We start from the raw sequence: 15058 nt of genomic DNA, 5'->3' as shown, positions 1-15058 counted from the left end.
TGAACCAGCGAGAGGAGAGCGTCACGGTGCATCAAGCCGATGCCCATACCAGGACCGGTGCTGTCCCGCCCGACGGAACCGGCACCGAGGACACCCTGGAGCTGCGGCTCACCGAGGAGCTCCTCGCCCTGCTCGGTGACGGATCGGCGGCCGCCGCCGCGAGGGCCGACGCCTCCGCTCTCGTGGGAGACCCCGGCGCGTGGAGCCCGGTCGCCACCCCCGCCGGGGCGTTCCAACTCGTCGCGGTGGAACCCGAACGCGATCTGGGGGTGATCAGCCGATGGATGAACGATCCCGCGGTCGCCGCCTTCTGGGAGCTCGCAGGACCGGAGCCGGTCACCGCGGCGCACCTCCGCCGGCAGCTCGGCGGGGACGGCCGCAGCGTCCCCTGCCTCGGCGTCCTCGCCGGTACGCCCATGAGCTACTGGGAGATCTACCGCGCGGATCTGGACCCGCTCGCCCGCCACTACCCGGCACGGCCCCACGACACGGGGATCCACCTCCTCATCGGCGGTGTTGGCGACCGAGGACGGGGCATCGGCTCCGTACTGCTCAGGGCCGTCGCCGATCTCGTACTCGACAACCGGCCGCTCTGCGGACGTGTCGTCGCGGAGCCGGATCTGCGCAACACCCCGTCCGTATCCGCCTTCCTGAGCGCCGGTTTCCGCTTCTGTGCGGAAGTGGACCTTCCCGAGAAGCGAGCCGCCCTGATGGTCCGCGACCGAGCGCACCGTGACCGCCTGTGAACAACTCGCCGCACCGCACAGCCTGCTCGAACCCCATCGGTCCCACCCGGAGGAGTCCCCGTGCCGACATATCCTGCGAGCCATCATCCGGCGAAGCCTCATACGCCGCTCGACACCCCGGAACTCAACCGGACCGTGTGGGACCGGGCGGCGGCGAGGCTCCTCGCCAAGATGCTCGGTGAGTTCGCCTACGAGGAAGTCATCGAGCCCGTACCCCGGACGGAGGGCGGAGCGGGGCGGACCGGCGACTACACCCTGACGCTCGACGACGGCGCGACCCTGAGCTTCCACGCACGGCGTGGTGTCTACGGCAGCTGGCGCGTCGACCCGGCGACCATCCGCGAACTCTCCGCCGGGGACACCGGGACCGGCACCGACGGCACATCCTTCCGGGACCCCCTGCGATTCCTCGCCCGAGGCCGCCGTCTTCTCGGTCTCGACGGTGCCACGCTCGGCCACCTCATCCGCGAGCTCACCGCCACCCTCACGGCCGATGCCCGCCTCGACCACACGGCTCTCACCGCGGCGCAGCTCGCCGAGCTCCCGTACGCCGAGCTCGAAGGACACCAGACAGGACACCCCTGGCTCGTGGCGAACAAGGGGCGTCTCGGATTCTCCGCCACCGACGCAGCCCGCTTCACACCGGAGGCCCGGTCCGTGACCGCGCTGCCCTGGATCGCGGTCAGCACCCGCATAGCGGGCTACCGGGGAGTGGGCCGTGTCGCCGCCCCCGGAGACCTCTACGACCAGGAGCTGGACCCGGGTGTCCGGGAATCCTTCGCCGCGATCCTGCGCGGACGGGGACTCGACCCCGCGGACTACCTGTTCCTCCCGGTGCATCCATGGCAGTGGGACGAATGGATCGTCCCCCTCTTCGCCCCCGCGATCGCGGACGCCGAGATCGTTCCCCTGCACACCGACGACGACCTCCGGCTGCCGCAGCAGTCCATCCGTACCTTCACCAACGTGGGGCGGCCCGACCGGCACACGGTCAAGCTGCCCCTGTCGATTCTCAACACTCTCGTGTGGCGGGGCCTGCCGACCGAACGCACGCTCGCCGCCCCGGCCGTCACGGCGTGGGTTCAGGGGCTGTGCGACGGTGATCCGTTCCTCCGGGACACCTGCGGCGTCATCCTGCTCGGCGAGGTCGCCTCGGTGGCCGTCGAACACCCGCTCTACGACCATCTCCCCGAGTCTCCGTACCAGTTCAAGGAGATCCTCGGAGCGATCTGGCGGGAGCCCCTCCAGCCGCGGCTGGCACCCGGCGAACGCGCCCGTACGCTGGCCTCGCTGCTGCACACGGACCCCGACGGCCGTTCCTTCACCGCCGAGCTCGTCGCCCGCTCGGGGTTGTCCCCGGCCGCCTGGCTGACCCGGCTCTTCACCGCGCTGCTGCCACCGCTGCTGCACTTCCTGTACCGCTACGGCACGGTCTTCTCCCCGCACGGCGAGAACGCCATCGTCGTCTTCGACGAGCACGACGTCCCCGTGCGGCTCGCGATCAAGGACTTCGTCGACGACGTGAACGTCAGTGCCCGGCCGCTGCCCGAGCACGACACGATGCCCGCGCACGTCCGGGACATCCTGCTCACGGAGGACCCCTCCTTTCTCACCCAGTTCATCCACTCCGGGCTCTTCGTAGGTGTCTTCCGCTATCTGTCGCCCCTGTGCGAGGAGCAACTGGACGTGCCGGAGGGTGAATTCTGGTCACTCGTCCGTGCCGAGATCCTGAGGCACCACGCCCGGTTCCCCGACCTCAAGGAGCGGTTCGAGACCTTCGACATGCTGACGCCGACGATCGAGCGCCTCTGCCTCAACCGCAACCGTCTGCATCTGGACGGCTACCGCGACCGCCCGCAGCGCCCGCACGCCGCCGTCCACGGGTTCGTCCCCAACCCGCTCCACCCCTCCGCGTGAGTCCGGCAGCGATCGATGGTGTCAGTGGGGCGCCGTAGGGTGGACGGGCTATGACGAAGCCATCTCTCCCCGAGCTCCTCCACGCCGCCGTCACCGCCGTCGGCGGTACGGAGCGCCCCGGTCAGGTCTCCATGGCCGAGGCCGTAGCCGAGGCTGTCGACGACAACGCCCATCTGCTCGTCCAGGCCGGCACCGGCACGGGCAAGTCCCTCGGCTACCTGGTGCCGGCGCTGGCCCACGGCGAGCGGGTCGTGGTGGCCACGGCCACCCTGGCCCTCCAGCGCCAGCTGGTGGAGCGGGACCTTCCGCGTACGGTCGACGCGCTGCACCCGCTGCTGCGCCGCCGGCCGCAGTTCGCGATGCTCAAGGGCCGGTCGAACTACCTCTGTCTGCACCGGCTCCACGAGGGGGCGCCGCAGGACGAGGAGGAAGGGCTCTTCGACCAGTTCGAAGCGGCGGCGCCGTCGAGCAAGCTGGGCCAGGACCTGCTGCGTCTGCGGGACTGGTCGGACGAGACGGAGACCGGCGACCGGGACGACCTGACGCCGGGTGTCTCGGACCGTGCCTGGTCTCAGATCTCCGTCTCCTCGCGCGAGTGCCTCGGCGCCACCAAGTGCGCGTACGGCGCCGAGTGCTTCGCGGAGGCGGCCCGGGAGAGGGCCAAGCTCGCCGATGTCGTCGTCACGAACCACGCCCTGCTGGCGATCGACGCGATCGAAGGCGCCCCGGTGCTCCCCAAGCACGAGGTGCTCATCGTCGACGAGGCCCATGAGCTGGTCTCCCGGGTCACCGGGGTGGCCACCGGTGAGCTCACCCCGGGCCAGGTGAACAGGGCGGTGCGCCGTGCGGCGAAGCTGGTCAACGAGAAGGCGGCCGACGCCCTGCTGACCGCGTCCGAGGGGTTCGAGCGGGTCATGGAGCTGGCGCTCCCGGGGCGCCTCGAAGAGGTGCCCGAAGACCTCGGCTACGCACTGATGGCCCTGCGGGACGCCGCGCGTACGGTGCTCTCCGCTCTCGGTGGGACCCGCGACAAGAACGTCCAGGACGAGGACGCGGTCCGCAAGCAGGCGATGGCCTCGGTCGAGTCCATCCACAGTGTCGCGGAGCGCATCACCCAGGGCTCCGAGTACGACGTCGTCTGGTACGAGCGCCATGACCGCTTCGGGGCGTCGGTCCGTGTCGCACCGCTGTCCGTGTCCGGGCTGCTGCGGGAGAAGCTGTTCGCCGAGCGCTCGGTGGTGCTGACCTCGGCCACCCTCAAGCTCGGCGGTGATTTCAACGGGGTGGGGGCCTCACTCGGTCTCGCGCCCGAGGGCACGGCGGGTGACGACATCCCTCAATGGAAGGGGCTCGACGTCGGCTCGCCCTTCGACTACCCGAAGCAGGGCATCCTGTACGTCGCCCGGCACCTGGCCACGCCCGGCCGGGAAGGTTCCCGCACCGACATGCTCGACGAGCTCGCGGAGCTGGTGGAGGCGGCGGGCGGCCGCACCCTGGGTCTGTTCTCGTCCATGCGGGCGGCCCAGGCGGCAGCCGAGGAGCTGCGTGGCAGGCAGGACAAGCCGATCCTGCTCCAGGGCGAGGAGACACTCGGCGAGCTGATCAAGAATTTCGCGGCGGACCCCGAGACGTGTCTGTTCGGGACGCTGTCCCTCTGGCAGGGCGTCGATGTCCCCGGCCCGAGCTGCCAGCTCGTGATCATGGACCGGATTCCGTTTCCCCGGCCGGACGACCCGCTGATGAGCGCCCGGCAGAAGGCGGTCGAGGACGCGGGCGGCAACGGGTTCATGGCGGTGGCAGCCACCCATGCGGCGCTGCTGATGGCGCAGGGCGCGGGTCGGCTCGTCCGGGCCATGGGCGACAAGGGTGTGGTCGCGGTGCTCGACCCGCGGCTGGCCAACGCGCGGTACGGGAGCTATCTCCGCGCCTCGCTGCCCGACTTCTGGTACACCACGGACCGCAACCAGGCGCGGCGCTCGCTCGCGGCCATCGACGCGGCGGCCAAGACTGCTCAGTGAGCCCCGCGGACGCGCCAGGGCCCCGGGATCGGCGCAGGGATCCCGGGGCCCAGTCCGAACCGGCGGAGCTCACACCCGCCGCAGCACCGCCACGACCTTGCCCAGGATCGTCGCCTCGTCACCGGGGATCGGCTGGTAGGCGGAGTTGTGCGGAAGCAGCCATACATGGCCGTCCTCGCGCTTGAACCGCTTGACCGTGGCCTCGCCGTCCAGCATGGCTGCCACGATGTCGCCGTTCTCCGCGACCGGCTGGCGCCGGACCGTGACCCAGTCCCCGTCCATGATCGCCGCCTCGATCATCGAGTCACCGACGACCTTCAGCACGAAGAGCTCGCCGTCACCGACGAGCTGGCGGGGGAGCGGGAAGACGTCCTCGACGGACTCCTCGGCGAGGATCGGCCCGCCGGCGGCGATCCGGCCGACCAGCGGCACGTACGAGGCCGCGGGCTTCCCGGTGGTGTCGGTCGGCTGGGTGCTGGGCTGGTCCGAGCCCCGGACCTCGTAGGCGCGCGGCCGGTGAGGGTCGCGGCGCAGGAAGCCCTTGCGCTCCAGAGCCATCAGCTGGTGGGCGACGGACGAGGTGCTCGACAGCCCCACCGCCTGGCCGATCTCCCGCATCGAGGGGGGATAGCCCCGCCGCTGCACGGAATCCCGGATCACCTCGATCACACGCCGCTGCCGGTCCGTGAGCCCGGAGCTGTCCGCCCGGATTCCAGGAGGTCGGCCGGGCAAGGAGCGCGCGGGGCGTGTGGGCTCCGGCCCCTCCGCGTTCATGACTGAGTCATTCATGGCATGCACCGGCTCAAGTCGGCTCTGGGAGCGGTGGTCCTGGGCAGTGATGGTGGCACTGTCTGCGGTGGTGGTCACGTCGGCCCCTCTCGAATGGTCTCCCTAGTTAGGCAACGGTAGTAGCTTTCGAAAGGTTGCGCCAAACACACGTTCGAGTGAAAAACAAATAAAGGGCTATCGCGCGCTTGCCGAGAGGTGTATGAGCTGAATGCGGTGGACCGGAATCGGGCGCGGTTCCCGGGGTCCACGCTAGCGTTCCGCCGGTCCGTTCCCGCGCGCGGGGGTGCGTCCCCGGCGTGCTGCGGCGTGCCCTCCGGGGCCCGTCCAGGGCTGCCTGCCGGGCGGCCCCCGCGGCCCGGGCGTGTGTGCGTTTCCCGTACCCTCGTGCCGGGCCCTAGGCTGCCACCCGGCCCCCGGGGGAGCGCGACACGCGCGGGGGCAGAGGTGGAGCAAAACCCTAGATGTAGTGGTCGCCTTGCTGTAGCCACCCATAAGTAGTGGTCCCCGGTCCGTCAGGGTCGAGTTCATCGCCTATGCTGGTGACTGTCCTCAGGGGCCCTGAACAGGGCACGGAGGGCTATTCAGTCGTGCTGTGAGGGAGGGTTCGGAGACATGCACTGCCCCTTCTGCAGGCACCCCGACAGTCGGGTCGTGGACAGTCGCACGACGGACGACGGGACGTCGATCCGACGGCGCCGCCAGTGCCCCGACTGCTCCCGCCGCTTCACGACGGTGGAGACCTGCTCGCTGATGGTGGTCAAGCGCAGCGGCGTGACCGAGCCCTTCAGCCGCACAAAGGTCATCTCGGGGGTCCGCAAGGCCTGCCAGGGCCGGCCCGTCACCGAGGACGCACTGGCGAAGCTCGGCCAACGGGTCGAGGAAGCCGTGCGGGCCACGGGGAGCGCCGAGCTGACGACGCACGACGTGGGTCTGGCCATACTCGGCCCCCTGCAGGAGCTCGACCTCGTCGCGTACCTGCGTTTCGCATCGGTGTACCGGGCGTTCAACTCCCTCGAAGACTTCGAGACCGCGATCGCGGAGCTCCGTGAAGAGCGGCCCCGCGCAGAGCAATGCGGGAGCGGCGAGACCCTTGAGGTCCCCGCGCCCGCCGCAGTCGCCGCTGATTGATCACCGAGCAGGCCGCCAGGGGCGGCGGAGCCGGCGGCAGCGGCACCAGACCTGTTCCGAGACGCACTGCGTGGCGTCCGGAGCATCAGACACACACTGTGCCCTGGGAAGAACTGGGCACTTCAGGGCGTTTTTGCCCACATATGGGAGGCGGCATGACAGAGACGGCGAGCGGCCCGGCACGAGGTTCCCGAACCAAGGGAGCCAAGTCGACTGCGACCAAGCAGGGCCTGCGCATCGAGCGCATCCACACGACTCCCGGCGTGCATCCGTACGACGAGGTCGCGTGGGAGCGCCGTGACGTCGTCATGACCAACTGGCGCGACGGCTCGATCAACTTCGAGCAGCGTGGCGTCGAGTTCCCCGACTTCTGGTCGGTGAACGCGGTCAACATCGTCACCAGCAAGTACTTCCGGGGGGCTGTCGGCACGCCGCAGCGCGAGACCGGTCTGCGACAGCTCATCGACCGGATCGTGAAGACGTACCGGAAGGCCGGCGAGGACTACAACTACTTCGCTTCCCCCGCCGACGCCGAGATCTTCGAGCACGAGCTGGCGTACGCCCTCCTGCACCAGATCTTCAGCTTCAACTCGCCGGTCTGGTTCAACGTGGGGACGCCCCAGCCGCAGCAGGTCTCGGCCTGCTTCATCCTGGCCGTCGACGACTCCATGGAGTCGATCCTCGACTGGTACAAGGAAGAGGGCATGATCTTCAAGGGCGGCTCCGGCGCCGGCCTGAACCTGTCCCGCATCCGCTCCTCCAAGGAGCTGCTCTCCTCCGGCGGCAACGCCTCCGGCCCGGTCTCCTTCATGCGGGGCGCCGACGCCTCCGCGGGAACGATCAAGTCGGGTGGCGCCACGCGCCGCGCGGCCAAGATGGTCATCCTCGATGTCGACCACCCCGACATCGAGAACTTCATCGAGACCAAGGTGAAGGAGGAGGAGAAGATCCGCGCCCTGCGCGACGCGGGCTTCGACATGGACCTGGGCGGCGACGACATCACGTCCGTCCAGTACCAGAACGCCAACAACTCGGTCCGCGTGAACGACGAGTTCATGAAGGCCGTGGAGGCAGGCGGGAAGTTCGGCCTGCGCGCCCGTATGACCGGTGACGTCATCGAAGAGGTCGAGGCCAAGTCCCTCTTCCGCAAGATGGCCGAGGCGGCCTGGGCCTGCGCCGACCCGGGCATCCAGTACGACGACACCATCAACCAGTGGCACACCTGCCCGGAGTCCGGCCGGATCAACGGCTCGAACCCCTGCAGCGAGTACATGCACCTGGACAACACCTCGTGCAACCTCGCCTCGCTGAACCTGATGAAGTTCCTCAAGGACGACGGTGAGGGCCACCAGTCCTTCCAGGCCGAGCGCTTCGCCAAGGTCGTCGAGCTGGTCATCACCGCGATGGACATCTCGATCTGCTTCGCGGACTTCCCGACCCAGAAGATCGGCGAGAACACCCGCGCCTACCGCCAGCTGGGCATCGGCTACGCCAACCTGGGCGCCCTGCTGATGGCCACCGGGCACGCGTACGACAGCGACGGCGGCCGTGCGCTCGCCGGCGCGATCACCTCGCTGATGACCGGTACGTCCTACCGGCGCTCCGCCGAGCTCGCCGCGGTCGTCGGCCCGTACGACGGCTACGCCCGCAACGCCGAGCCGCACCAGCGCGTCATGAAGCAGCACTCGGACGCCAACGCCGTGGCCGTCCACGCCGACGACCTGGACTCGCCGGTCTGGGCCGCCGCCACGGAGGCCTGGCAGGACGTGCTCCGCCTCGGCGCGAAGAACGGCTTCCGCAACGCCCAGGCGTCGGTCATCGCCCCGACCGGCACCATCGGTCTCGCGATGTCCTGCGACACCACCGGCCTCGAGCCCGACCTCGCCCTGGTCAAGTTCAAGAAGCTCGTCGGCGGCGGCTCGATGCAGATCGTCAACGGCACGGTCCCGCAGGCCCTGCGCCGTCTCGGCTACCAGCCGGAGCAGATCGAGGCGATCGTCGCCCACATCGCCGACAACGGCAACGTGATCGACGCCCCCGGCCTCAAGACCGAGCACTACGAGGTCTTCGACTGCGCCATGGGCGAGCGCTCCATCTCGGCCATGGGCCACGTCCGGATGATGGCGGCCATCCAGCCGTGGATCTCCGGCGCGCTGTCCAAGACGGTGAACCTGCCGGAGACGGCCACCGTCGAGGACGTCGAGGAGGTCTACTTCGAGGCGTGGAAGATGGGCGTCAAGGCGCTCGCGATCTACCGCGACAACTGCAAGGTCGGCCAGCCCCTCTCCACCAAGAAGTGGGAGGAGAAGAAGGACGAGGTGACCGCGAAGACCGAGGACACCATCCGTGCCGCGGTCGAGAAGGTCGTCGAGTACCGCCCGGTCCGCAAGCGTCTGCCCAAGGGCCGTCCCGGCATCACCACCTCCTTCACGGTGGGCGGCGCCGAGGGCTACATGACCGCCAACTCCTACCCGGACGACGGTCTCGGTGAGGTCTTCCTGAAGATGTCCAAGCAGGGTTCCACCCTCGCGGGCATGATGGACGCCTTCTCGATCGCGGTCTCGGTCGGTCTGCAGTACGGCGTGCCGCTGGAGACCTACGTCTCCAAGTTCACCAACATGCGTTTCGAGCCGGCCGGTATGACGGACGACCCGGACGTGCGGATGGCGCAGTCGATCGTCGACTACATCTTCCGCCGCCTGGCGCTCGACTTCCTGCCGTTCGAGACGCGCTCCGCGCTCGGCATCCACTCGGCCGAGGAGCGTCAGCGTCACCTCGACACAGGTTCGTACGAGCCCGCCTTCGGGGACGACGACCTCGACTCGGAGAGCCTGGCCCAGTCCGCTCCTGTGCACGTGGAGCCGCTGAAGGCCGTCGCGTCGCCGGAGGAGAGCATCGCGGAGAAGCCGGCCCCCAAGGCCGCGCACACCTCGGCCGAACTGGTCGAGATGCAGCTCGGCATCAGCGCGGACGCGCCGCTGTGCTTCTCGTGCGGTACGAAGATGCAGCGCGCCGGGTCCTGCTACATCTGCGAGGGCTGCGGCTCGACCAGCGGCTGCAGCTGAGGGTGAGCGGAGCCGTACCGGACGGGACGTCCGGTACGGCTCCGCCCCGGCAGCTGACCAGCAGCTCACGAAGGGGACCGGCCGGTGGCCGGTCCTCTTCGGGCTGCCGGCCGTGGCGAGCGGAGCCCGGTCATGCGCCCGGGCGGTTCCCCATCTCCGTGGCGAAGGAACCGGGATCGCCCTCGAACCCGCGGACGGAACCGTGGAAGCCCCAGGCCCCAGAGGTGTCCCGGACGAATTCCGCGACGACCGCGGCGGTGGCTGCCGACACCGCGGAGAAGTCGTCCTCCGCCAGGTTCGTGTAACCCTCGCGGATCTGTACGGCCGTGTGCTCTATCTGGCCGAAGGTCTTGTGACCGTCGCGCTGCTGGATGGCCACGCCGACCACGACCCTGGCGTACGCGTCCGACAGCCGGTCCAGTTCGAGGGTCATGACCTCGTCGAAGCCGAAGCCCTGGCCCGTCCGGCTGTCCCGGTTCAGCGTGATCGTCCCGTCCGGTGACCTGCTGTCGAAGTGCACGAGATAGACGGGACTGCCGTAGGGCGCTTCCGTCCCGTAGGCGGCCGCGATGATGTCCAGGTCGTTGGCGGGCTCACCGAAGTCGCTGGGGTCCCATTTGACCCTTACTTCGACCTTCTCGATGTCCTTGTTGGGAGTGCTCATCGGACGTGCCTCCTCGCTGCTGGACCGACGGACCGCTTGCCTCCCCAGATCATGTCCGTAACTGTCCGTGGATCCAACCGCGTTGGAAACGGGCGTCGTATTCGGGCCATCGTGTGGCCGGAGTTGTGCCTTGCCGGTGCCGGCGGGTCTTCGGCCGCCTGGAGCGTGACCCGCGCCACGCCGGGCGCCGTACGATGGCGCGGTGCTGGTCAAGTGGATTCGCTGCACCGTGGTGGACCGCCGCGGTTTCGAGCGGGGGCAGCGGAAGTGGGCGGCGCTGCTCGATGAGCCGGGATTCCGGAGTCAGAGCGGCGGGTGGAGCCGAAGGCAGCCCGAAGTCGCCCATGTGTTCGCGTTCTGGGAGAACCGGGTCTTCTACGACTCCTTCATGGCCCGCGGGCACGACCGGCTCGCCGCCGCACAGTCGGGCATGTACAAGGACATGCAGGTCAAGCTCTTCGAGTACCGCTTCGATGTGAAGACCGGATTCGTGCCGGACTTCACCGACGCGGATGTGGTCAGGGTCGCGCACAGTCAGGTGCACGAGGACCGCGTCGACCACTTCGCGCTCATGCAGCAGCGGGTGTGGAACCCGGCCATGGCGGGTTCTCCCGGGATGCTGCGCGGAGTCTTCGGCCAGGCCCCGGGGCAGGAGTTCCTGGTGCTGTCGATGTGGCAGTCGAGCGCCGAACGCGGCAAGTACCGGCCGGAGAGCGTCGCCCGGCTCTCGGCACGGGCGGAGACCGAGCGGGATGTCGAGTCGCTGACGGGTGACGTGGTGCAGCTCGAACCGTCGTGGACGGTCTGACCCGGCTCCGTACGGCCGTTTCCCTGGTCACATACGCCGCCGTTTCCTTGGTCACATACGCCCGATGGGGCCCGCACAATTGCTCGATCGGGCCGGTCGGCATCTAGGGTCGGTACATGGCACGACCGCAACGCATCGTTCTCGTCCGGCACGGTGAGTCGGAGGGCAATGCCGACGACACGGTCTACGAACGTGAGCCCGACCATGCGCTCAGGCTCACCGCGAAGGGACTACGTCAGGCAGAGGCGGCGGGCTCCCGGCTGCGTGACACGTTCGGCGACGAGCGTGTCAGCGTCTACATCTCGCCCTACCGGCGCACCCACGAGACGTTCCGGGCCTTCGGCCTCGAACTGGAGCACGTGCGTGTCAGGGAGGAGCCCCGGCTGCGCGAGCAGGACTGGGGCAACTGGCAGGACCGTGACGACGTCAGGTTGCAGAAGGCCTACCGGGACGCGTACGGGCACTTCTTCTACCGCTTCGCGCAGGGCGAGTCCGGCGCCGACGTGTACGACCGGGTCGACGCGTTCCTGGAGAGCCTCCACCGCAGCTTCGAGGACCCCGGCCACCCGCCGAACGTCCTGCTGGTCACCCATGGGCTGACCATGAGGCTCTTCTGCATGCGCTGGTTCCACTGGTCGGTGGCGGAATTCGAGTCGCTGTCCAATCCCGGGAACGGCGAATCCAGGACGCTGCTGCTGGGTGATGACGGCCGCTATACGCTCGACCGGCCCTTTCAGCGGTGGCGCACCCCTGAGCCGTACGGCATCACCGGATAGAGTGGCAGGGCGATGACCGCTGACTCCGCTTCCGAACGTTTCGAACGCGCTCTGGCCAGCCTGCGTGGACTGTCCGTGGGTGATGCTCTCGGCTCCCAGTTCTTCGTCCCGGCCAATTACCCCCTGCTCAAGAGCCGCGACCTGCCGCCCGGCGACTGGCAGTGGACCGACGACACCGAGATGGCCTGCTCCGTGCTCGCCGTGCTGGCCACGCATGAGCGCGTCGACCAGGACGCGCTCGCCCACTCCTTCGCTCAACACCACGACTTCGACCGGGGCTACGGGCCAGCGGTGAACCGGCTGCTCAGGCTGGTGCGGGAAGGAGGCGACTGGCGGGAGCTGGCCTCGGCGCTCTTCCAGGGCCAGGGCTCCTGGGGGAACGGTTCGGCGATGCGCATCGCACCGCTGGGCGCCTGGTACGCGGACGATCCGGAGCAGGCCACCCACCAGGCCGAGATCTCCTCGTACACCACCCATCAGCACCGCGAGGCCGTCGTGGGGTCGATGGCCGTCGCGGCGGCCGCCGCCCTCGTCGCCGCGCCGGGAGGGCCGCCGACGCCGGAGGACCTGATCGACGGCGTCGTCGCCCTCGTCCCGCGCAGCGCTGTCGGCGCCGGGCTGCGCAGGGCGCGCGACATGCTCGACTACAGGGACGCCGGAACGGTCGCGGCGGTGCTCGGCAACGGCCGCCGTACGAGTGCGCACGACACCGTGCCCTTCGCTCTCTGGTCGGCGGCTCGGAGCCTCGGTGACTTCGAACAGGCTTTCTGGGTGACGGCGCAGGCAGGCGGCGACGTGGACACCACCTGCGCCATCGTCGGCGGGATCGTCGCCGCGGAGCCTGGCGGTGCCCCTCCGGCCGGCTGGCCGGCCCGGACGGAGGAGCTGCCCGACTGGCTTCCCCTCGCTCCGGCGCGCCGCTGACCGTCCGCGAGTGTGTGCTCAGCGGGCCTTGCGGCTGTCGTGCCCCCTCACGGCCACACAGCGTGGCACTTTTACTGTCACGGTCCTGCCACAGCAGCGGCCCCGGCCGGTTGAAACGGTCCTGGCGCGACTTACTCTTTCGGCCACGCCGCCCTCATCGATCTTGATGGTGTGCGCCTAGAGACGCCGGGGCCGGCGCGCCGCGATGTGGCCGCGCGAGCGGACCCCGGTGGGGGGAGGGGGCCCATGTCCGATCAATCGTCCGATGCGTTCAGCCGGCCCGAGACGCCACCGGAGTCCGGCGACGCGGTGGAATCCGCTGCGGACACCGGGACCGGGACGGGGAGCGGGGCGCCCCGCGCAGCGCCCGGGAGTCCCGGCCCGGCGAAGGCGGCGGGAAAGCCGGCGAGGGCTTCCACCCAGGTGCCGCCGCAGCAGGCGGGCCCCGATGTGCCGAAGGTGCCCTCCTACCTCCAGCCACCGCCCCCGGAGGACGTCTGGCGGCGCCCTGGAAGGCATCAGCCGGTCGGCGTGCTGTCACGCCTGAGGCCTCCGTCCCCGCCGGCGATCGGGCCCGCCAGCCTCTGGGCGGTCCTCGCCACGGGTCTGCTCAGCGCTCTGCTGCTCGGTGACGGCCTCGGGTCCAATCTGCTGATCGTGGCCGTGCCCGCCGCCCTGGGGGCGTTCTTCGCCGCACGCTCGGCGGGGCGCCGGCTGCGCCCCTGGACCGCGGTGTGGGCGGTGGGCGGCCTGGCACTCCTGGCGATTCCGGCCCTCCGGGAAGCGGGGTGGCCGGTCTTCCTCGCCGTGGTGTCGGCGCTCGCGCTCGGTTCGCTCGCCCTGCACGGAAGCCGCAGCTGGCCGGGCGTGCTGCTCGGCTCGCTGGGGCTGTTCCCCTCGGTCGCGTCCGGTGTGCGCTGGGGGTGGCGCGGGGTACGTGACCGAGCGGACGACTCCCGGGGGCGGGTACGCACCGTGGTGCGCAGCACGGCGGTGGCAGTGGTCCTGCTCGTCGTGTTCGGCGCGCTCTTCGCCTCCGCGGACGCCGCCTTCGCCGACCTCCTGGGCAGCCTCACCCCCGACGTGTCCGTCGGGGACAGCCCTTGGCGGCTCTTCCTCTTCGCACTCGGCCTCGTCGGAGCACTCGCCGCCGCGTACAGCGCTGCGGCGCCGGTGCGCTGGGACGGGATCACCGTACGGCCGGGCAAAGCCAGGAACAGGGCGGAGTGGGCGCTTCCGCTGATCGTGCTCAACCTGCTCTTCGCCGCGTTCATCACCCTCCAGCTCGTCGTCCTGCTCCGTGGGTACGACGAGGTGCTCGACGAGACCGGCCTGCTGCCCGCCGAATATGCCCGGCAGGGCTTCTGGCAGCTCCTCTGGGCCACCGTGCTGACCCTGCTCGTCATCGCCCTCGCCCTGCGCTGGGCCCCGCGGGGCGGACCGCGCGACCGGGTCCTGGTCCGTAGCGTTCTCGGTGCACTGTGCGTACTGACGCTCGTCGTCGTGGCCTCGGCCCTGCGCCGCATGGACCTCTACGTGGACGCCTTCGGGCTGACCCGGCTGCGGATCTCCGTAGCCGCGGTGGAGCTCTGGCTCGGAGTGGTGCTGATCCTCATCCTCGCGGCCGGAGTCTTCGGTGCCAAGCTGCTGCCGCGTGCGGTCGCCGTGAGCGCGGCCGTCGGCGTGCTCGCCTTCGGGCTGCTCTCGCCCGACGGGCTGATCGCCGAACAGAACGTCGAGCGGTACGGCAGCCACAAGACGATCGACCTCGAGTACCTCAAGGGGCTCTCCGCGGACGCCGTGCCTGCCCTGGACGGGCTGCCGGAACCTCTGAGGTCCTGTGTGCTGGAGAAGTACCGGAGCGACCTCGCCGTCCTGGACACCTCGTGGTACTCCTCCAGCTGGGGAGAGGTCAGGGCCCGGGACATCCTGGAGGAACACCCCGTACAGGACCGTGGGATCGACTGCCGCGGCCTCGGAACGGAGACCGACGAGCGGGACGCACACGAGGAGGAGGACTCGTACGACCCGTACTGAGGCGGTGCGCCCCGAACACCCGCTTGCGGCAGGAGTGTTCGGGGAACGTGTCCGTGCCGGTGAGGTGGGTGACGCCTCGGCGCCCGACTCGCGGAGCCGGGTGCGGTGCGTTCGCGCTCAGGGCGGCTTCCCCCGTCGCCGCGGGCCCTCGCCCCGCACCGCCCGGGGGGTTCCGGACATGGCCGG

11 protein-coding genes are annotated in these 15058 nt (G+C 69.9%); 9 read left to right on the top strand and 2 right to left on the bottom strand.

Annotated features, from left to right (window positions below):
• The first annotated feature begins 26 nt into the window (after window positions 1–26).
• Genes ACIQM3_RS35115 through ACIQM3_RS35105 form a run of 3 tightly spaced genes read left to right on the top strand, consistent with a single transcriptional unit; the run spans window position 27 to window position 4681 of the window.
• The gene (locus ACIQM3_RS35115; protein WP_401631787.1) at window positions 27–746 is read left to right on the top strand and encodes a GNAT family N-acetyltransferase; all 720 of its coding nucleotides are present in this window, start codon (window positions 27–29) and stop codon (window positions 744–746) included.
• Window positions 747–806: 60 nt separating this feature from the next.
• Window positions 807–2663 (top strand): IucA/IucC family protein, encoded by a 1857-nt coding sequence (locus tag ACIQM3_RS35110; RefSeq protein ID WP_401631785.1) that lies wholly within the window; start codon window positions 807–809, stop codon window positions 2661–2663.
• Between the two features lie 50 nt (window positions 2664–2713).
• On the top strand, window positions 2714–4681 hold the full coding sequence (locus ACIQM3_RS35105; protein ID WP_401631782.1) for an ATP-dependent DNA helicase: 1968 nt from the start codon (window positions 2714–2716) through the stop codon (window positions 4679–4681).
• Window positions 4682–4750: 69 nt separating this feature from the next.
• Here ACIQM3_RS35105 and lexA read toward each other — a convergent pair whose 3' ends face one another.
• Complete coding sequence (gene lexA, locus ACIQM3_RS35100) at window positions 4751–5548, bottom strand: transcriptional repressor LexA (protein WP_104789571.1); 798 nt, start codon at window positions 5546–5548, stop codon at window positions 4751–4753.
• A 534-nt stretch (window positions 5549–6082) separates the two neighbouring features.
• Here lexA and nrdR point away from each other — a divergent pair.
• Together nrdR and ACIQM3_RS35090 are read left to right on the top strand one after the other, a co-directional pair.
• On the top strand, window positions 6083–6598 hold the full coding sequence (nrdR, locus tag ACIQM3_RS35095) for a transcriptional regulator NrdR (protein WP_362930025.1): 516 nt from the start codon (window positions 6083–6085) through the stop codon (window positions 6596–6598).
• 155 nt (window positions 6599–6753) lie between these two features.
• Window positions 6754–9663 (top strand): vitamin B12-dependent ribonucleotide reductase, encoded by a 2910-nt coding sequence (locus ACIQM3_RS35090; protein ID WP_401631778.1) that lies wholly within the window; start codon window positions 6754–6756, stop codon window positions 9661–9663.
• 130 nt (window positions 9664–9793) lie between these two features.
• Here ACIQM3_RS35090 and ACIQM3_RS35085 read toward each other — a convergent pair whose 3' ends face one another.
• The gene (locus ACIQM3_RS35085; RefSeq protein ID WP_401631775.1) at window positions 9794–10327 is read right to left on the bottom strand and encodes a TerD family protein; all 534 of its coding nucleotides are present in this window, start codon (window positions 10325–10327) and stop codon (window positions 9794–9796) included.
• 202 nt (window positions 10328–10529) lie between these two features.
• Between ACIQM3_RS35085 and ACIQM3_RS35080 the strand changes: the two genes are divergently transcribed.
• From ACIQM3_RS35080 to ACIQM3_RS35065, 4 genes are all read left to right on the top strand, one after another.
• Entirely contained in the window at window positions 10530–11135 is a 606-nt protein-coding gene (locus ACIQM3_RS35080; protein ID WP_401631773.1) for a YdbC family protein, read from the top strand.
• Between the two features lie 116 nt (window positions 11136–11251).
• On the top strand, window positions 11252–11911 hold the full coding sequence (locus tag ACIQM3_RS35075; protein WP_401631770.1) for a histidine phosphatase family protein: 660 nt from the start codon (window positions 11252–11254) through the stop codon (window positions 11909–11911).
• Between the two features lie 12 nt (window positions 11912–11923).
• Window positions 11924–12835 carry an ADP-ribosylglycohydrolase family protein gene (locus ACIQM3_RS35070; RefSeq protein WP_401631768.1) on the top strand — a complete coding sequence of 304 codons (912 nt, stop codon included), beginning with the start codon at window positions 11924–11926 and terminating at the stop codon, window positions 12833–12835.
• Between the two features lie 246 nt (window positions 12836–13081).
• On the top strand, window positions 13082–14872 hold the full coding sequence (locus tag ACIQM3_RS35065; protein ID WP_401631766.1) for a DUF4153 domain-containing protein: 1791 nt from the start codon (window positions 13082–13084) through the stop codon (window positions 14870–14872).
• The last annotated feature ends 186 nt before the right edge of the window (window positions 14873–15058 follow it).

This window comes from Streptomyces sp. NPDC091271 (genome assembly GCF_044757505.1).
Lineage (GTDB): Bacteria > Actinomycetota > Actinomycetes > Streptomycetales > Streptomycetaceae > Streptomyces.
Note: the sequence above shows the minus strand (reverse complement) of the source record. Positions and strands in the feature narration are given on the sequence as shown.